Origin of the sequence: Methylobacterium variabile (assembly GCF_001043975.1) — a bacterium.
In the GTDB taxonomy this organism is placed as follows: Bacteria; Pseudomonadota; Alphaproteobacteria; order Rhizobiales; family Beijerinckiaceae; genus Methylobacterium; species Methylobacterium variabile.
This window is the reverse complement of sequence record NZ_LABY01000178.1, coordinates 1-14,200: the sequence shown is the minus strand read 5'-3', so window position 1 is coordinate 14,200 and position 14,200 is coordinate 1. Positions and strand designations below refer to the sequence as shown.

The following is a 14,200-nucleotide window of genomic DNA, read 5'->3' as shown; positions in this document are numbered from 1 at the left end:
CACCGCCGGGATCGTGCACCGGCGCGAAAATGCTCTAAACAGGCCGTCGACATGAGCAGTGCCCGGGCTCCCGCCCGGGCCGGGGATGGACGACGCCGATGATCGCGGGCTGGACGGTGGTGCTGGCGGCCCTCGTCTACATCTGCGCCCTGTTCGCGGTCGCGCACTGGGGCGACGTCGCCGGGCGGACCCTGATGCGCGACGCGCGGGTGCGGCCGACGATCTACGCCCTGTCGCTCGCGGTCTACTGCACCTCGTGGACCTTCTTCGGCTCCGTCGGGCTCGCCAGCCACGCCGGGCTCGACTTCCTCACCATCTATGTCGGCCCGATCCTGGTGGTCGGTTTCGGCTACCGGCTGCTCGCCCGGGTGGTGCGGATCGCCAAGGCGCAGAACTCGACCTCGATCGCCGACTTCATCGCCGCCCGCTACGGCAAGAGCGAGCGCATCGCCGCGCTGGTCTGCCTGATCGCGGTGGTAGGCGCGGTGCCCTACATCGCCCTGCAGCTGCGGGCGGTGGCGGCCTCGCTCCAGGTCTTCCTGCGCGCCACGGACGGCGTCGGCGCGCCGGCGGGCATGCTCGGCGACCTCGGCCTGTTCGTCGCCCTGGTGCTGGCGGGCTTCGCGGTCGCCTTCGGCACCCGCCACGCCGATGCCACCGAGCACCAGGACGGGCTGACCCTGGCGGTGGCGCTGGAATCCCTCGTCAAGCTCCTGGCCTTCCTCACCGTCGGCGGATTCGTGGTCGGCTGGATGCTGCGCGACCTGCCGGCGGCCTCCAGCGCCGTGCATGGCGTCGGCGCTCTGGCCGGGCAGACCTCCGGCCCAGCCACCCTGATCGTGCAGACCCTGCTCTCGGCCGCCGCCGTGCTGCTGCTGCCGCGCCAGTTCCACATGGCGGTGGTGGAGAACCGCGCGGTCGCCGATGTCGGCCGGGCGGCCTGGACCTTCCCGCTCTACCTCGTCCTCATCAACCTGTTCGTGGTGCCGCTGGCGCTCGCCGGCCTGGCGCTGTTTCCCGAGGGCACGGTGCAGCGCGACATGATCGTGCTCGCCCTGCCGCTGCACGAGCGGGCCGACGGGATCGCCCTGGTGGCCTTCATCGGCGGCCTCTCGGCGGCGACCGCGATGGTGATCGTCGAATCCGTCGCGGTGGCGATCATGATCTCGAACCACCTCGTCATCCCGGTCGCCCTGCGGCGGCGCAACCTCGGGGCCGGCGCCGCCCCGCGCGCCGAGCCCGGCACCTCGGATCTCGGCGGCTACGTGCTGGCGGTGCGCCGTGCGGCGATCGTGGCAGTGGTGCTGGTGGCCTACGCCTACTCGCAGGTCGCCGGCGAGGTGGCGCTCGCCTCGATCGGGCTCCTGTCCTTCGCGGCGGTGGCGCAGATCGGCCCGGCCTTCGTCGGCGCGCTGTACTGGGGCAGGGGCACCGGCACCGGTGCCGCCGCAGGGCTGATCGTCGGGTTCGCGGTCTGGCTCTACACCCTGCTGCTGCCGAGCCTCGTCACCGGCGACGGCTGGGCCGCCACGCTCATCGCGGAGGGACCGTTCGGCATCACCTCCTTGAGCCCGACCGCGCTCATGGGCGTCGACGACTTCCCCCGCCTCGTCCACGGCACCCTGTGGAGCCTCTCCCTCAACACGCTCGCCTACGTCGTCGGCTCGCTCCTGCGCCCGCCGAGCGCCATCGAGCGGCTGCAGGCCGAGGCCTTCGGGCAGACCTTCGGCCTGGACGAGACCGGCCCGGGCATGTCGAGCTTCCGACTGTTCCGCAGCGCCGTGACCCTGGCGGAGCTGCGCGCCACGGTGGCCCGCTTCCTCGGCGAGGAGCGGGCGGTGCGGGCCTTCGAGGAGTTCGCGCAGGCGCACGGGCGCGGGCCGGTGCGGGACGAGGCCGTGGCCGGCCTGCCGGAGCTGCGCCACGCCGAGCACCTCCTCGCCTCGGCCATCGGCGCGGCCTCCGCCCGGCTCGCCCTGTCGCTGCTGCTGCGCCGGCGCAACGTCTCGCCGAAGGCGGCGCTGAAGCTCCTCGACGACGCCTCGGCGGCCTTCCAGTACAGCCGCGACATCCTCCAGCACGGGCTCGACCACGCCAAACAGGGCATCACGGTCTTCGACCGCGACATGAAGCTGATCGTCTGGAACCGGGCCTTCGCCGACCTGTACGACCTGCCGCCGGAGATGATCCAGACCGGCATCGGCCTCGAGGCGATCGTGCGCTTCAATGCCGGCCGCGGGGCCTACGGGGCGCGGGACGCCGACCTCCTGGTCGCCGAGCGCATCGCCGCCTTCCGGCTCGAGGCCGGGCCGCAGCGGCTGCGGCTGCACCCGAGCGGCCGGGTGATCGAGATCCGCGCAAACCTGCTGCCGAACGGCGGCGTGGTGGCGACCTACACCGACGTGACCGACTCGGTCGCCGCCGAGGAGGCCCGCACCCGCCTCAACGAGGAGCTCGAGACCCGGGTGCGCGAGCGCACCGAGGAGCTGACCCGCCTCAACGCGGCGCTCACCCGCGCCAAGGCCGAGGCCGAGGAGGCCAACGCCTCGAAGACCCGCTTTCTCGCGGCGGCCAGCCACGACATCCTCCAGCCCCTCAACGCGGCGCGGCTCTACGCCAGCGCCCTCGTCGAGCGCGATCGCGGCACCGATCCCACCCTCGCCGAGAACGTCGACGCCTCCCTCGACGCCGTCGAGGAGATCCTGACCGCGCTGCTCGAGATCTCGCGCCTTGACACCGGGGCGCTGAAGCCCCAGCTCTCGATCGTCCGGGTCTCGGACCTCTTCCGCCAGGTCCAGCGTGAGTTCGGCCCGATGGCGCAGGAGAAGGGGCTGCGGCTGACGGTGATGCCCTCGTCCCTCGCCCTGCGCTCGGACCGGCAGCTCCTGCGCCGGCTGCTGCACAACCTGGTCTCGAACGCGATCAAGTACACGCCGCAGGGACGGGTGCTGGTCGGCGCGCGCCGGCGCGGCGAGCGGGTGGTGCTGATGGTCTGCGACACCGGCCTCGGCATCCCGGCCGCGCAGCAGAAGCTGGTCTTCCGGGAGTTCCAGCGCCTCGACCAGGGCGCGCGGGTCGCCCGCGGCCTCGGCCTCGGCCTGTCGATCGTCGATCGGACCGCGCGCCTCCTCGACCATCCGGTGACCCTGGTCTCGCGGCCCGGCCGCGGCTCGGCCTTCTCGGTCGCGGTGCCGAGCGCCCCGTTGCGGCCCGCTCTCGAGACGCAGGGCGAGGCGCCGCGTCCGGCCACCGTGCCGCTCGCCGGCCTCACCGTGCTCGCGGTCGACAACGAGCCGGCGATCGTCGACGGGATGCGGGTGCTCGTCGGCAGCTGGGGCTGCGCGCTCCATACCGCCGGGTCGCTCAGCGAGGCCCTCGCCCTGGTGCTCGGCGGCTCGCTTCGCCCGGACGTGATCGTGGCCGACTATCACCTCGACCAGGGCACTGGCCTCGACCTGATCGCCGGCTTGCGGGCGGCCCTCTCCGCCGACATCCCGGCGGTGCTGCTGACCGCCGACCGCTCCCCGGCCGTGCGCGACGCCGCGAGCGCGCAGCGGATCCAGGTGCTCAGCAAGCCGATCAAGCCGGCCGCCCTCCGGGCGCTGCTGACCCAGTGGCGGGGGCAGCGGGCGGCGGCGGAGTGATACGACGTCTGGAAGATCGCTTCCGGACGTCGTATCACTAGCCCGCGCGGCGCTTGAGCGAGGTCGATGTCCGCATCGCGAAAGCGACCGCGCAGCGGTCGCCGGAAGCGTTCAATCGGAAATCGCATGAGGCCGGCGGTCGAGCGCGAGTGGCCGTCGGGATCTACTGCCGCACCCACATCACCCGGGCCATCCAGGCGATCTCGGCCGCCGGGATCACCCGGTCGGGCTCGCCCGGGTGGGGCCCGCTGAACTCGGCGGCCCGGGCGGTGCGCCGCTTCAGCTCGGCCGCCAGGATGCCGCCGCCGCCGAGGCACGTCACGACCCGGTCGCCCCGGCGCATCGCGGCGGTGGGAGAGACCACCAGCACGTCGCCCTCCCGGTAGAACGGCGTCAGGGTGCTGCCCCGCACCTCGATGGCGAAGCAGCGCTCGGTCCCGAAGCCGGGCAGCTCCATCTCCTCGAGGACGCTGCCGTTGCCGGGCAGGCCATTGACGCCGATCTGGCCGGTCGCGCTCTCGCTGCCGATCAGCGGCACCACGATGCGCGTCTCGCCTGCCCGCGGCTCGACGAGGTGCAGGAAATCGTCGAGGGTGGTCCCGGTGGCAGACAGGATCTTGGCGACCGACTCCGTCGAGGGCCAGCGCTTGCGCCCGTCGGGACTGATCCGCTTCGAGCGGTTGAAGCTCGTCGCGTCGAGGCCGGCACGCTTCGCGAGCCCGGAGGCCGTGAGATTGTTGCGCTGGGCCAGGTGATCGATCGCGGACCAGATTCGCTCGTGGGACAGCATTGGGGCCTGGCCTGACGCGGGAGGTGTTCACCAACGAACTAACAAATGTAAAGTACCCAAGCCTCACCGAAAGGCAACGGCGTTGCCGGTTCATCCCGGGACCGGTATCGCTCCCCGCCAGCCCGCCGAGGAGGCCCGCCGCGCCCATGCCGCTCGTGTACAAGATATGCCCTGCCAGCCTGTGGCGGGACGCCGAAGCGGCGGGCCGCTTCGACGGTGCGCCCGTCGACCAGGCGGACGGATTCATCCATTTCTCGACCGCGGCGCAGGCGCCCGAAACGGCGGCCAAGCACTTCGCGGGACTGGATGATCTTCTCCTGATCGCGGTCGACGCCGAGGCCCTGGGGGACGCCCTGCGCTACGAGCCCTCCCGGGGCGGCGCCCTGTTCCCGCACCTTTACGGCCCGCTGCCGCTCACCGCCGTCAGGCGCGTCACGCCGCTGCCGATCGGCCCCGAAGGAACTCATATTTTTCCAGATTTCACCAGGGGTTGATCGTGCTCTCGGCCGTTTTCCCGCTCGTCCGCCCGCTCCTGCATGCCCTCGACGCCGAGACCGCGCACAGCTTGACCTTAGGGGCGCTCGCGCGCCTTCCCCTGCGGCCTCCGCCCGCCGACGACCCCCGACTCCACGTAACCGTTATGTCCCGGACTTTTTCCAATCCGGTCGGACTGGCCGCGGGATTCGACAAGGGTGCGGAGGCGCCGGACGCGCTGCTGGGGCTCGGGTTCGGCTTCGTCGAGGTCGGCGGCGTGGTGCCGCGGCCGCAGCCCGGCAACCCGCGGCCCCGGGTCTTCCGGCTGCCCGAGGACCGGGCGGTGATCAACCGCTTCGGCCTCAACAGCGAGGGGCTCGCGGTGGTGCGAGGGCGCCTGGAGGCACGGCGCGGCCGGCCGGGGATCGTCGGGGTCAACATCGGGGCCAACAAGGATTCCGCCGACCGGCTCGCCGACTACGTCGCCTGCACCCGCGGCCTCGCCGGCCTGGTGGACTTCATCACCGTCAACGTCTCCTCGCCCAACACCCCCGGCCTGCGCGACCTCCAGGGCGAGGCCTTCCTCGACGACCTGCTCGCCCGGGTGGTCGCGGCCCGCGACGAATCGGGGACCGGCACGGCGGTGCTGCTCAAGATCGCCCCCGACATCGGCCTCGACGGGCTCGACGCGATGACCGCCACCGCGCGGCGCCGGGGGATCGACGCGCTCGTCGTGTCCAACACCACCGTGGCGCGGCCGGCGAGCCTCGCCGGGGCCGCCCGGGCCGAGACCGGCGGCCTGTCCGGGCGGCCGCTGTTCTCGCCCGCGACCCGGCTCCTGGCCGAAGCCTTCCTCCGGGTCGGGACCGAGCTGCCGCTGATCGGCGTCGGCGGGATCGACTCGGCGGACGCGGCCTGGACCAAGATCCGGGCGGGCGCCAGCCTGGTCCAGCTCTACTCCGCCCTCGTCTATGCGGGGCCGGGCCTCGTCGGCGAGATCAAGGCCGGCCTCCTGCGCCGGCTCGAGCAGGAGGGCGCCCGGAGCCTCACGGGGATCGTCGGGCGCGACGCCGCCGACCTCGCCCGCTCCGCCTGAGGCGCGCCCTGCCGCCGCGCCTTCGCTCCGGGACGCGGCGGTGTCACAGCTCCGGGTTGGTCGGCTCGGTGCGGCGGGCCACGACGGTGTAGCAGAACCGCCTCTGCCCGAGCAGCAACTGGCGGTGATAGGTCACCACCGACTCGCCGAAGCCCAGGACGGCGAGGAGTTCCTGCATCGTCGTCGGCGCGATGGTCCACCAGGAATCGAAGCGAATCCGCTGGTCGGCGCGCGGCAGGAGGAACATCGGCAGGCCGAGGCCGCGCGGCAGGTAGCGCAGGAAGTGGAGGGATTTCGGCAGCATCTCGGTGACCACCACGGTCTCGCGGGTCAGCCGCAGGACGCCGTGGAGGGCCCGGAACGGGTCGCGCAGCCGCGCGAGCGCGTTGCCGAGAAACGCGATGTCGACCGGGCCGACCGCCTCCGGCACGTCGTAGAGCGAGCCGCCCGCCCGCCGCGCCCGCGAGCCGAGGGCGGCGTGGGAGAACCAGTAGGCGTTCTCGAACCGGCGCAGGTGGTTGCGGATCTCCGGGGCGATCATGGCGCGCTCGAAGTCGGGATACGGCACCATCTCCCAGCACGCGTCGCCGGCGAAGTCGTAGGACACCACCTCGGCGCCGCGCGCCTCCATGCCGAAGCCCACGAAGCCGCTGGTGGCGCCGAAATCGAGCACGCGCTTGCCCGCCACGGCGACGTGGCCGAGGTAGTCGTCGAGACCCGCCCGCAGGTCCCAGGCCCCCGTCATGGTGCCGTGCCCGGGCAGCTCGATGGTGTGGTTGAAGGTGCAGGCGGCCATGTCCTCGACCGCACGGGGCGCCGCGAAGGGGGTGTCGGAGGCGGTCTCGGGAAGCGCGGTCAGGTCCGCCGTCGTCATGCGGGCTCGTCTCTCGGGGCGGGTCGCCCGGGTGTCAGGTCGCTCGGGGTCGGGTCCAGCCGGGGCGGCCGTCAGGACCCGTCCCGCGCCTGCGGGTAGGCGGGCAGCCCGGCAGGCAGGGCGACCCAGGACAGGCGGCGGGAGACCCAGACGTGGTCGCGCGGGGGAAAGCGCTCCGGGTCGTCGAGACTGGCGGTGGTGAGGTCGATCTCCTCCGGCAGGTCGTCCGCCACGTATGCCAGGTGGGTGCCGCAGGTCGGGCAGAAGGCTCGCTGTGCCCGCGGGCTCGAGCGGAACCAGGTCGGCGTGCCGGCGGTGAAGCGGCACGCCGCCCGTCGCACGGTGATCCAGCCGACCATCGGCGCCCCCGTGGTCCCGCGGCAATCGGCGCAGTGGCAGACGGTCTGGTTCCAGGGCTCCCCGCCCGCCTCGTAGCGCAGGGCGCCGCACCGGCATCCCCCGGTGATCCGGCCGTCCGTGATCATCGCGTCGCCTCCTCCAGCATGGTGGCCCGCGGCCGCGGGAAGGCGCCGGCGACGAGCCTGGGGTAGAGCAGGGCCTGGCCGAGGCCGCGGGCCGCCAGGAAGGCCAGCATCGCGAGCCACAGCCCGGCATTGCCGGACCCTCGGGTCGCGGCCAGCACCATCACGTCCACCGCGAGGGCGGCCAGCATGAGGTTGCGCATCGCCCGGGTCCAGGTCGCCCCGATATAGACGCCGTCGAAGGCGAAGGCCGCGGCGGCGGCGAGCGGCGTCAGGGCGGCGTAGACCAGGAAGTCGCGGGCCGCCGCCCGCACCTCGGGCGTGGTGGTGACGGCGTCGATGAACGGGCCGCCGAAGCCGAGGAACAGGCCGGACACCGCCAGCGCGAAGCCGAGGCACCACCCGAGCGCCAGGCGCACCGCCCTCCGGAACGCGTCCTCGTCGCGGGCGCCGAGGGCCTGGCCGCACAGGACCTCGGCGGCGGTGGCGAAGCCGTCGAGGAAGAAGCTGCCGACGAGGAAGAGGTTCTGCAGCACGGCGTTGGCCGCCAGCGTCACGTCGCCGGCCCGGGCGCCGAGGCCGGAGAACAGCGCCAGCGCGGTGATGAGCGCCAGGGTGCGCACCATCACGTCGCCGTTGACCGCCAGCATGCGCCGCAGGCCCGCGCCCTCGACGACCTCGCCCCACGGCACCCGCCAGGGCCGGGCGCCGAGGCGGCGCAGCACCAGGAGGCCGAGCCCGGTGCCCGCACTCTCCGCCAGCACCGTGGCGAGCGCCGCACCGGCGACGCCGTAGCCGAGCCCGAGGACGAAGAGGAGGGTCAGGACCACGTTGACGACGTTGATCGCCACCTGCAGGCCGAGCCCGAGGTCGGTGCGGCCGCGCCCGAGGGTCGAGCCCAGGACGGCGTAGTTCGCGAGCGTGAACGGCGCACCCCAGATCCGCACCCCGAAATACGCCGCCAGGGCCGTCGTCACCTCCGGGCTCGCGCCAAACAGCCGGAAGGCCGCCGCGGCGAGGGGGACCTGAAGCGCCACCATCGCGAGCCCGACCGCGACGGCGACCGCCAGCGCCCGGGCGAGGGTGCGGTCGATCTCGGCCCGGTCCCCGGCCCCGGCCGCCTGCGCGGTCAGGCCAGCGGTGGCCATGCGCAGGGCGCCGAAGGTCCAGAACAGGTAGTCGAAGATCACCGCCCCCAGGGCCAACGCCCCGAGGAGCGCCGCGTCGCCGAGCCGCCCGACCGCCGCCGTCCCGACGAGGCCGAGGAGCGGCGTCGTGACGTTGGCGAGCGTCATCGGCCCGGCGAGGGCCAGGATGCGGCGGTGCGTGACCTGCGGGCGCGCGGCGGGCGTCATCGGGCGATTCTCGGGGCGATCTCGGGCTTGAAGCAGCTCCGGCGTCAGCGGCCCCGGGCGAGCACGCGCGACAGGAGCCAGAGCGGCACCACCACCACGGCGCCCGCGACGAACCAGCGGCCGGCATCGTGGAAGGTGTCGAAGCCGAGCTCGATCAGCGAGCGCACGGTGTCGTAGGCGTGGGCGAACAGGGCCGCGGGCGTGACCCCGATCATCGCCATGCCGGCCCCGACGAGGAGCGACAGGACGACGAGCCGGACCAGCACCGCCGCCGGCGAGCCGCCGAGGAAGCGGTGCAGCCCGGATTCCCGGCGCGGCCCGTACCCGCCGGGCCCCTGCCCGCCGGGACCCTGCCCGTAGTGATCTTGCCCATAGGGGGCCTGCCCGCCCGGGCCGGGCCCGCCGAAGGGACGGTGGAATCTCTGCTCGCTCATGCTTCCTCGCGACCCTGACGTTGCGCTCTCTCGCGTCCGAAGGTTGTGGACCGCGACCCCGTGAGGTCGCGGCACGCAGCCCTGAACGTTGCGGGATTGCCACATGCGGGCGAAACCCGGGGCGGTCCGGCGCATTGCACCGTTTGGCAATCCGGACCTGAGATGGCAACCTTCGCGGATTATCCCAAGATGCATCCCGAAATGCTCCCTTGGACGTCCGGCCTGGACCGCCGGGCCGGAGGGCGGCCCGCCCCGCAACCCCGAGACGCTCCGCCGCTCCGCCGGCGGCGCAGCGCCGCGAGATTGATACACCGAGCATGATCGACCACGCGCTCTTCGACCCGGCGAAGGCCGACCCCGACGCCGAGCGGCTGAACCAGGAGATCATCGCCGCCCAGGCCCGGGCGCCGGACCCGTGGTCCATGCCGGTCGCGGAGGTGCGCGAGCGCCGCCGCCGCGGCAGCACCGCCTACCCGGCGATGCCGCGCAGCGCCCGGGCCGAGACCATGACCATCCCGGGGCCCGGCGGGCCCCTCGCCCTGCGGGTGATCCGGCCGCAGCGCAAGCCCCGGGGCGCCTACCTGCACATCCATTCCGGCGGCTGGGTCTGGGGCGGGGCCGACGAGCAGGATCCCTGGCTCGAGCGCATCGCCGAGCGCTGCGGCTTCGTCTGCGTCTCGGTGGAATACCGGCTGGCGCCCGAGCACCCCTACCCGGCACCGATCGACGATTGCGAGGCGGCGGCGCTCTGGCTCTACCATGAGGGCCGCAAGCTGTTCGGGATCGAGGCCCTGACCATCGGCGGCGAATCGGTCGGCGCGCATCTGAGCGTGATGACGCTCCTGCGCCTGCGCGACCGCCACCGGCTGCCCAAGGCCTTCCGCGGCGCCAACCTCTTCTCCGGCCTCTACGACCTCGGCGTCACGGCGAGCGCCCGCAACTGGGGCGACGAGCGCCTGGTCCTCAACTCCACCGACATCCGCCGCTTCGCCGACGGGTTCGTGCCCGAGGGCGTGGCGCGCCGCTCGCCCGAGGTCTCGCCCCTCTACGCCGACCTCGCCGGCCTGCCCCCGGCCCTGTTCTCGGTCGGCACCCGCGACCCCCTCCTCGACGACACGCTGTTCATGTCGATGCGCTGGGCGGCGGCCAACAACGGCGGCTACACCTCGGTCTATACCGGGGGCTGCCACGTCTTCATCCGCTATCCGCTGGCCATGACCCAGCGCGCCCTGGAGCTGATCGAGCGGTTCCTGATGGCGCTCGCGTGAGGGGATCCTCGCCGGCCGCCGCCTACGCGCTCCTCAGCCTCGCGGCCCTGCTCTGGGCCGCCAACGCGGTGGTGAGCAAGGCCGCGGTCGGGCTGGTCTCGCCCCAGGCGCTGACCTGCCTGCGCTGGTCGATCGCGCTGACCGCGATCGCCCTCGTCGCCGGGCGGGAGACGCTCCGGCACTGGCGCGTCCTGCGCGCCCGCTGGCTCATGATCCTGCTGATGGGCGGCTTCGGCTACACCGCCTTCAATGCGCTGTTCTACGTCGCGGGCGCCCATACGAGCACCGTCAACCTGGTGCTGTTCCAGGGTGCGATCCCGGTCCTGGTGATGCTGCTGAACTACCTCGCCCGCGGCATCGCGGTGCGGCCGGTGCAGCTCCTCGGGGCCGCCGTCACCCTGGCCGGCGTGGCGCTCGCCGCGAGCCACGGCGATCTCGCGCGGCTCAGCGCCCTCACCTTCAACCGCGGCGACCTGTTCGTGGCCCTCGCCTGCCTGTTCTACGCCGGCTACACCGTCGCGCTGCCGCTGCGGCCGGCGGTGCCGGGGCTGGTGTTCTTCGCCGCCATGGCGGTGGCGGCCTGGGCCACCTCGGTGCCGCTGCTCCTCGGCGAGTGGGCGAGCGGCCACGTCCTCTGGCCCGGCCCCGCGGGCTGGGGGCTGATCGCCTTCACGGCGCTGGGGCCGTCGCTGGCGGCGCAGCTCGCCTTCATGCGCGGGGTCGAGGTGATCGGGCCGAACCGCGCCGGGCTGTTCGCCAACCTGGTGCCGGCCTTCGGAGCGATCCTGGCCGTCGCCCTGGTGGGCGAGCCCTTCGGCGCCACCGAGGCGCTGGCGCTCGGCCTGGTGCTCGGCGGGATCGCGGTGTCGGAGGTGCCGGGACGCCGCCGGGCGGCGTGAGCTGCAAGAGGTTCAGCTCTTCTGCCCGCCGAGGCCGAGGCGGCGGATCAGCAGGAAAGCCGCGGCGGCGGACAGGACCGCGATCAGGATCGCGATCGTCGAGCCCTCGTCGTACTCGGCGAGCGGCAGCCCCTTGGTGTTCATGCCGAACAGGCCGGTGACCAGGGTCGGCGGCAGGAACAGGGCGGTCAGGACCGACAGGGTCTGGAGCTGCCGGTTCGACTGGCGCGCGAGCAGCGCCGACAGCTCCTCCTGCAGGAGCCGGCTGCGGTCGGCCAGCACCACCATGTCGCGGTCGAGGGCGTCGAGGCGCTGGGCGATGCGCGAGGCCGCCTCCAGGGTCGCCTCCGGCAGCGCCTCGCCGTCCTCCTCCAGGCGGTGGAACACCGCCCGCAGGCCGTTGAGCTGCCGGTGCAGCCGCACGGCGTCGCGGCGGATCGGCCCGAGCTGGCGGGTCTCGTCGCGGATGCGCTCGTCGAGGATGTGGTCCTCGATCCCGTCGAGGCGTTCCGACAGGATGGTGCCCCGCGCCCCGATCGCCGCCGCGACCCGGCCGATCAGCGTCTCGAGCAGGGCCACCGGGCCGGCGAGCGCCCTCCCCTCGGCGACCGCCTCGCGCACCGCGTCGGGCCCGATGATCGGATGACGGCGCCCGCTGACGAGGTAGTTCGGCCCGAGCACGAAGTGCAGCCGCCCGGCCGCGTCCGGCAGGCGGGCCGAGGCGTCCGGCGCGTCCGCGTCGCGGGCGAGGTCGGCGATGACGCCGCCGACCTGGCCGTCCTCGACCGTGACCCGCTGGTGCGGATCGCTGGCGAAGGCCGCCGACGCCAGTTCCGGCGGTCCGAGGCGCCCCTCCGCCGCGAGGCCCGCCACCCGGGCGTCGTTGAGGTTGACGTGCAGCCAGACGAAGCCCTCGCCGAAGCGGCCGAGCGTCGGGATCTCCTCGCCGGGCTCGACCATGCGGCCGCGCCCGTCCGCATCGAACCGCATCGCCCAGATCAGGCCGGGCAGCGCGGGCTCGTCGCTGAGGAGGTGGGCCATCGGGCGTCCTTGCGCATCCCCGCCAGTCTCGATGGGGACGACCGGGGACGCCGCCGCACCCGGCGGCCGTGGCTAGGGGCCGGGCGCGACGGTTCGATGACAGGCCCGGGTGTTCGCAAGGGCGCTTACCGGCACGGACATCCGCCGGATCCTCTCTGTCGCGGGCGCGCGTCACCGCTGCCGGCATGGAGAGGAGGCCCGCGCCGTCCCGTCGCCGGGGGCGCCGGGCGGCCAGGCTCACCGTGGCAGGACCTTCGCCTCCTGCAGGCGCCGGATGGCGCCGACCAGCGCCTCGAGACTGTCGACGCTCTCGGTGAACCCCGCGCGCCGGATCTTGCCCATGTCGGAGACGAGGTCGAAGTCGCTGTGGAACACGAAGTCACCGAAGGCCCAGCCGACCGCCCGTTCGTAGGGCGCGTCGCTCAGGCCCTGCGCGGCCACCAGCCGCGCCCACACCGGTTGCTTGTCGGCCATGTGGGCGGCGAGGCGCAGCGGCACCGGCGGCCCGAGCGGCAGGTCGAGGGTGGCGGCGAGCTTCTCCCAGATGCGGCGCCAGCGGAACGGCTCGTGCACGTAGTTGAAGGCCTCGCCCCGCGCGGCCTCGGCCGTGGCGGCCCAGAGGCTCGCCCGGGCCAGCGCCCTCGCATCCGTCACCTGGGCGAACACCCCGTCATAGACGTGGGCCGGGCCGGGGAAGCGGAAGGCCGCGCCCTCCGCCCGGCACAAGGACGCGTAGGCGCCGATCACCATGGCGATGTTCATGGCGTTGCCCGCGGCATCCCCCACCACCACGTCCGGCCGCAGGATCGAGAAGGCCGGGCCGCCCCGGGCCGCCCGGGCCCTGAGCTCGTCCTCCTGGGTGAAGTAGAAGTTCGGTCCGATATGGCGCGGGTTGTCGTCCTCGTAGAACGGCGACGGCACCGGCCCGAGATGGACGCCGTAGACCTTCGCGCCCTGGTAGAGCACCACCCGCTCGAGCGGCGCCCCGGCGGCCTCGAGCCCGTCGAGGAGGTTGCGCAGCATCGCGCCGTTCACCCTCGCCTCCTCGGCGAGGCTCGGCTGCGGCGCCAGCGCCGCGTAGAACAGGTGCGTGGTGTCCCGCGCCGGCGCGAGGGCGGCGCGGGCGGCGTCCGCGTCGGTGAGGTCGGCCGCGATCGCCCCGGTCGAGCCGTGCGGGCGGCGGGACAGGGCGCGGGCGCGCCAGCCGGGCGCCGCGCCGAGGGTTTCCATCAGCGCCTTGCCGATGATGCCGTTGGCGCCGGCGACCAGGGCGGTTCGGGATTCTGCCATCGTCTTCTACGTCTCGCTCCGTTTCGGAACGGACCCGCCGGCCGGGTCCGAGAACGGGCCTGCCGGTGGGGCCGGGATGGGCCTGGCGGCCTCATGGGGCCAACATCCGCGCGCTGCCCCGGATCCCGCCCCGCGAAGGCCGTCGCGGGCCCCTTCCGGCGCCCGGCGGCGTTGCACCGGGATGAGCAGGCAGGCACGCCCCCGCCGCGCGGTCCGGCCGCGGAAACCCTCGGCCTGGTTCGAGGTTGCCCGTCGCGCCGCCCGCGAGCTGCCGGGCGTCGCGGAGCACGCCACGGCGGCCGGGCCGGTGTTCCGGCTCGGCCGGCGGCGGCTCGCGTGGCTGGCGGAGGATGGGGTGTCGCTGGTGGTGCCGATCGAGGAGGACGAGCGGGCGATGCTGGTCGCGGCGGAGCCCCGGACCTTCTCGCCCGAGGCTGCCGGCCGCGGGACGCCGCTGGTGCGGATCCACCTCGCCTACGTGGACGCCGGCACCCTGGCACGGCTCCTCGCGCAGGGAGCCGCCGCCCTCACCGCGCAGCGCAAGACCCCGCAG

General features: G+C 73.8%; 13 protein-coding genes. 6 read left to right on the top strand and 7 right to left on the bottom strand.

The annotated features are described in order from the left end of the window. The first annotated feature begins 98 nt into the window (after positions 1 to 98). The gene (locus VQ02_RS23780) at positions 99 to 3,644 is read left to right on the top strand and encodes a hybrid sensor histidine kinase/response regulator (protein WP_048446706.1); all 3,546 of its coding nucleotides are present in this window, start codon (positions 99 to 101) and stop codon (positions 3,642 to 3,644) included. 163 nt (positions 3,645 to 3,807) lie between these two features. Here VQ02_RS23780 and VQ02_RS23775 read toward each other — a convergent pair whose 3' ends face one another. Further along, on the bottom strand, positions 3,808 to 4,434 hold the full coding sequence (locus VQ02_RS23775; RefSeq protein ID WP_048446705.1) for a S24 family peptidase: 627 nt from the start codon (positions 4,432 to 4,434) through the stop codon (positions 3,808 to 3,810). Between the two features lie 146 nt (positions 4,435 to 4,580). Here VQ02_RS23775 and VQ02_RS23770 point away from each other — a divergent pair, with 146 nt between their 5' ends. Both VQ02_RS23770 and VQ02_RS23765 read left to right on the top strand, forming a co-directional pair. Continuing rightward, positions 4,581 to 4,928 carry a DUF952 domain-containing protein gene (locus tag VQ02_RS23770; RefSeq protein ID WP_048446704.1) on the top strand — a complete coding sequence of 116 codons (348 nt, stop codon included), beginning with the start codon at positions 4,581 to 4,583 and terminating at the stop codon, positions 4,926 to 4,928. A gap of 2 nt (positions 4,929 to 4,930) precedes the next feature. After that, on the top strand, positions 4,931 to 6,004 hold the full coding sequence (locus VQ02_RS23765; RefSeq protein ID WP_048446766.1) for a quinone-dependent dihydroorotate dehydrogenase: 1,074 nt from the start codon (positions 4,931 to 4,933) through the stop codon (positions 6,002 to 6,004). A gap of 43 nt (positions 6,005 to 6,047) precedes the next feature. Here the strand turns inward: VQ02_RS23765 and VQ02_RS23760 are convergent, their stop codons facing one another. The 4 genes from VQ02_RS23760 to VQ02_RS23745 form a co-directional block, all read right to left on the bottom strand. Next, positions 6,048 to 6,878, bottom strand: coding sequence for a class I SAM-dependent methyltransferase (locus tag VQ02_RS23760; RefSeq protein ID WP_053080524.1), 831 nt, complete (start codon positions 6,876 to 6,878; stop codon positions 6,048 to 6,050). A gap of 71 nt (positions 6,879 to 6,949) precedes the next feature. Beyond that, on the bottom strand, positions 6,950 to 7,363 hold the full coding sequence (locus VQ02_RS23755; protein ID WP_048446703.1) for a GFA family protein: 414 nt from the start codon (positions 7,361 to 7,363) through the stop codon (positions 6,950 to 6,952). Next, the gene (locus VQ02_RS23750; protein WP_048446702.1) at positions 7,360 to 8,715 is read right to left on the bottom strand and encodes an MATE family efflux transporter; all 1,356 of its coding nucleotides are present in this window, start codon (positions 8,713 to 8,715) and stop codon (positions 7,360 to 7,362) included. Before VQ02_RS23750 ends, VQ02_RS23755 begins: the two co-directional genes overlap by 4 nt. Positions 8,716 to 8,759: 44 nt before the next feature. Next, the gene (locus tag VQ02_RS23745) at positions 8,760 to 9,149 is read right to left on the bottom strand and encodes a DUF6460 domain-containing protein (RefSeq protein WP_048446701.1); all 390 of its coding nucleotides are present in this window, start codon (positions 9,147 to 9,149) and stop codon (positions 8,760 to 8,762) included. A gap of 317 nt (positions 9,150 to 9,466) precedes the next feature. Here VQ02_RS23745 and VQ02_RS23740 point away from each other — a divergent pair, with 317 nt between their 5' ends. Further along, positions 9,467 to 10,417, top strand: coding sequence for an alpha/beta hydrolase (locus VQ02_RS23740; RefSeq protein WP_048446700.1), 951 nt, complete (start codon positions 9,467 to 9,469; stop codon positions 10,415 to 10,417). Next, positions 10,414 to 11,316 carry a DMT family transporter gene (locus tag VQ02_RS23735; protein WP_048446699.1) on the top strand — a complete coding sequence of 301 codons (903 nt, stop codon included), beginning with the start codon at positions 10,414 to 10,416 and terminating at the stop codon, positions 11,314 to 11,316. The genes VQ02_RS23740 and VQ02_RS23735 overlap by 4 nt, the downstream gene beginning before the upstream one ends. Positions 11,317 to 11,328: 12 nt before the next feature. Here the strand turns inward: VQ02_RS23735 and VQ02_RS23730 are convergent, their stop codons facing one another. Together VQ02_RS23730 and VQ02_RS23725 are read right to left on the bottom strand one after the other, a co-directional pair. Further along, positions 11,329 to 12,357, bottom strand: a complete 1,029-nt coding sequence (locus VQ02_RS23730) for a transporter (protein ID WP_048446698.1) — start codon at positions 12,355 to 12,357, stop codon at positions 11,329 to 11,331. Between the two features lie 237 nt (positions 12,358 to 12,594). Beyond that, a complete protein-coding gene (locus VQ02_RS23725) occupies positions 12,595 to 13,647 on the bottom strand; it encodes an SDR family oxidoreductase (protein ID WP_048446697.1) in 1,053 nt (350 codons plus the stop codon). Between the two features lie 181 nt (positions 13,648 to 13,828). On the opposite strand from VQ02_RS23725, the gene VQ02_RS23720 reads away from it, so the two are divergent. Then, positions 13,829 to 14,200: hypothetical protein (locus VQ02_RS23720; protein WP_053080523.1), on the top strand; the 372-nt coding region annotated here is incomplete at its 3' end.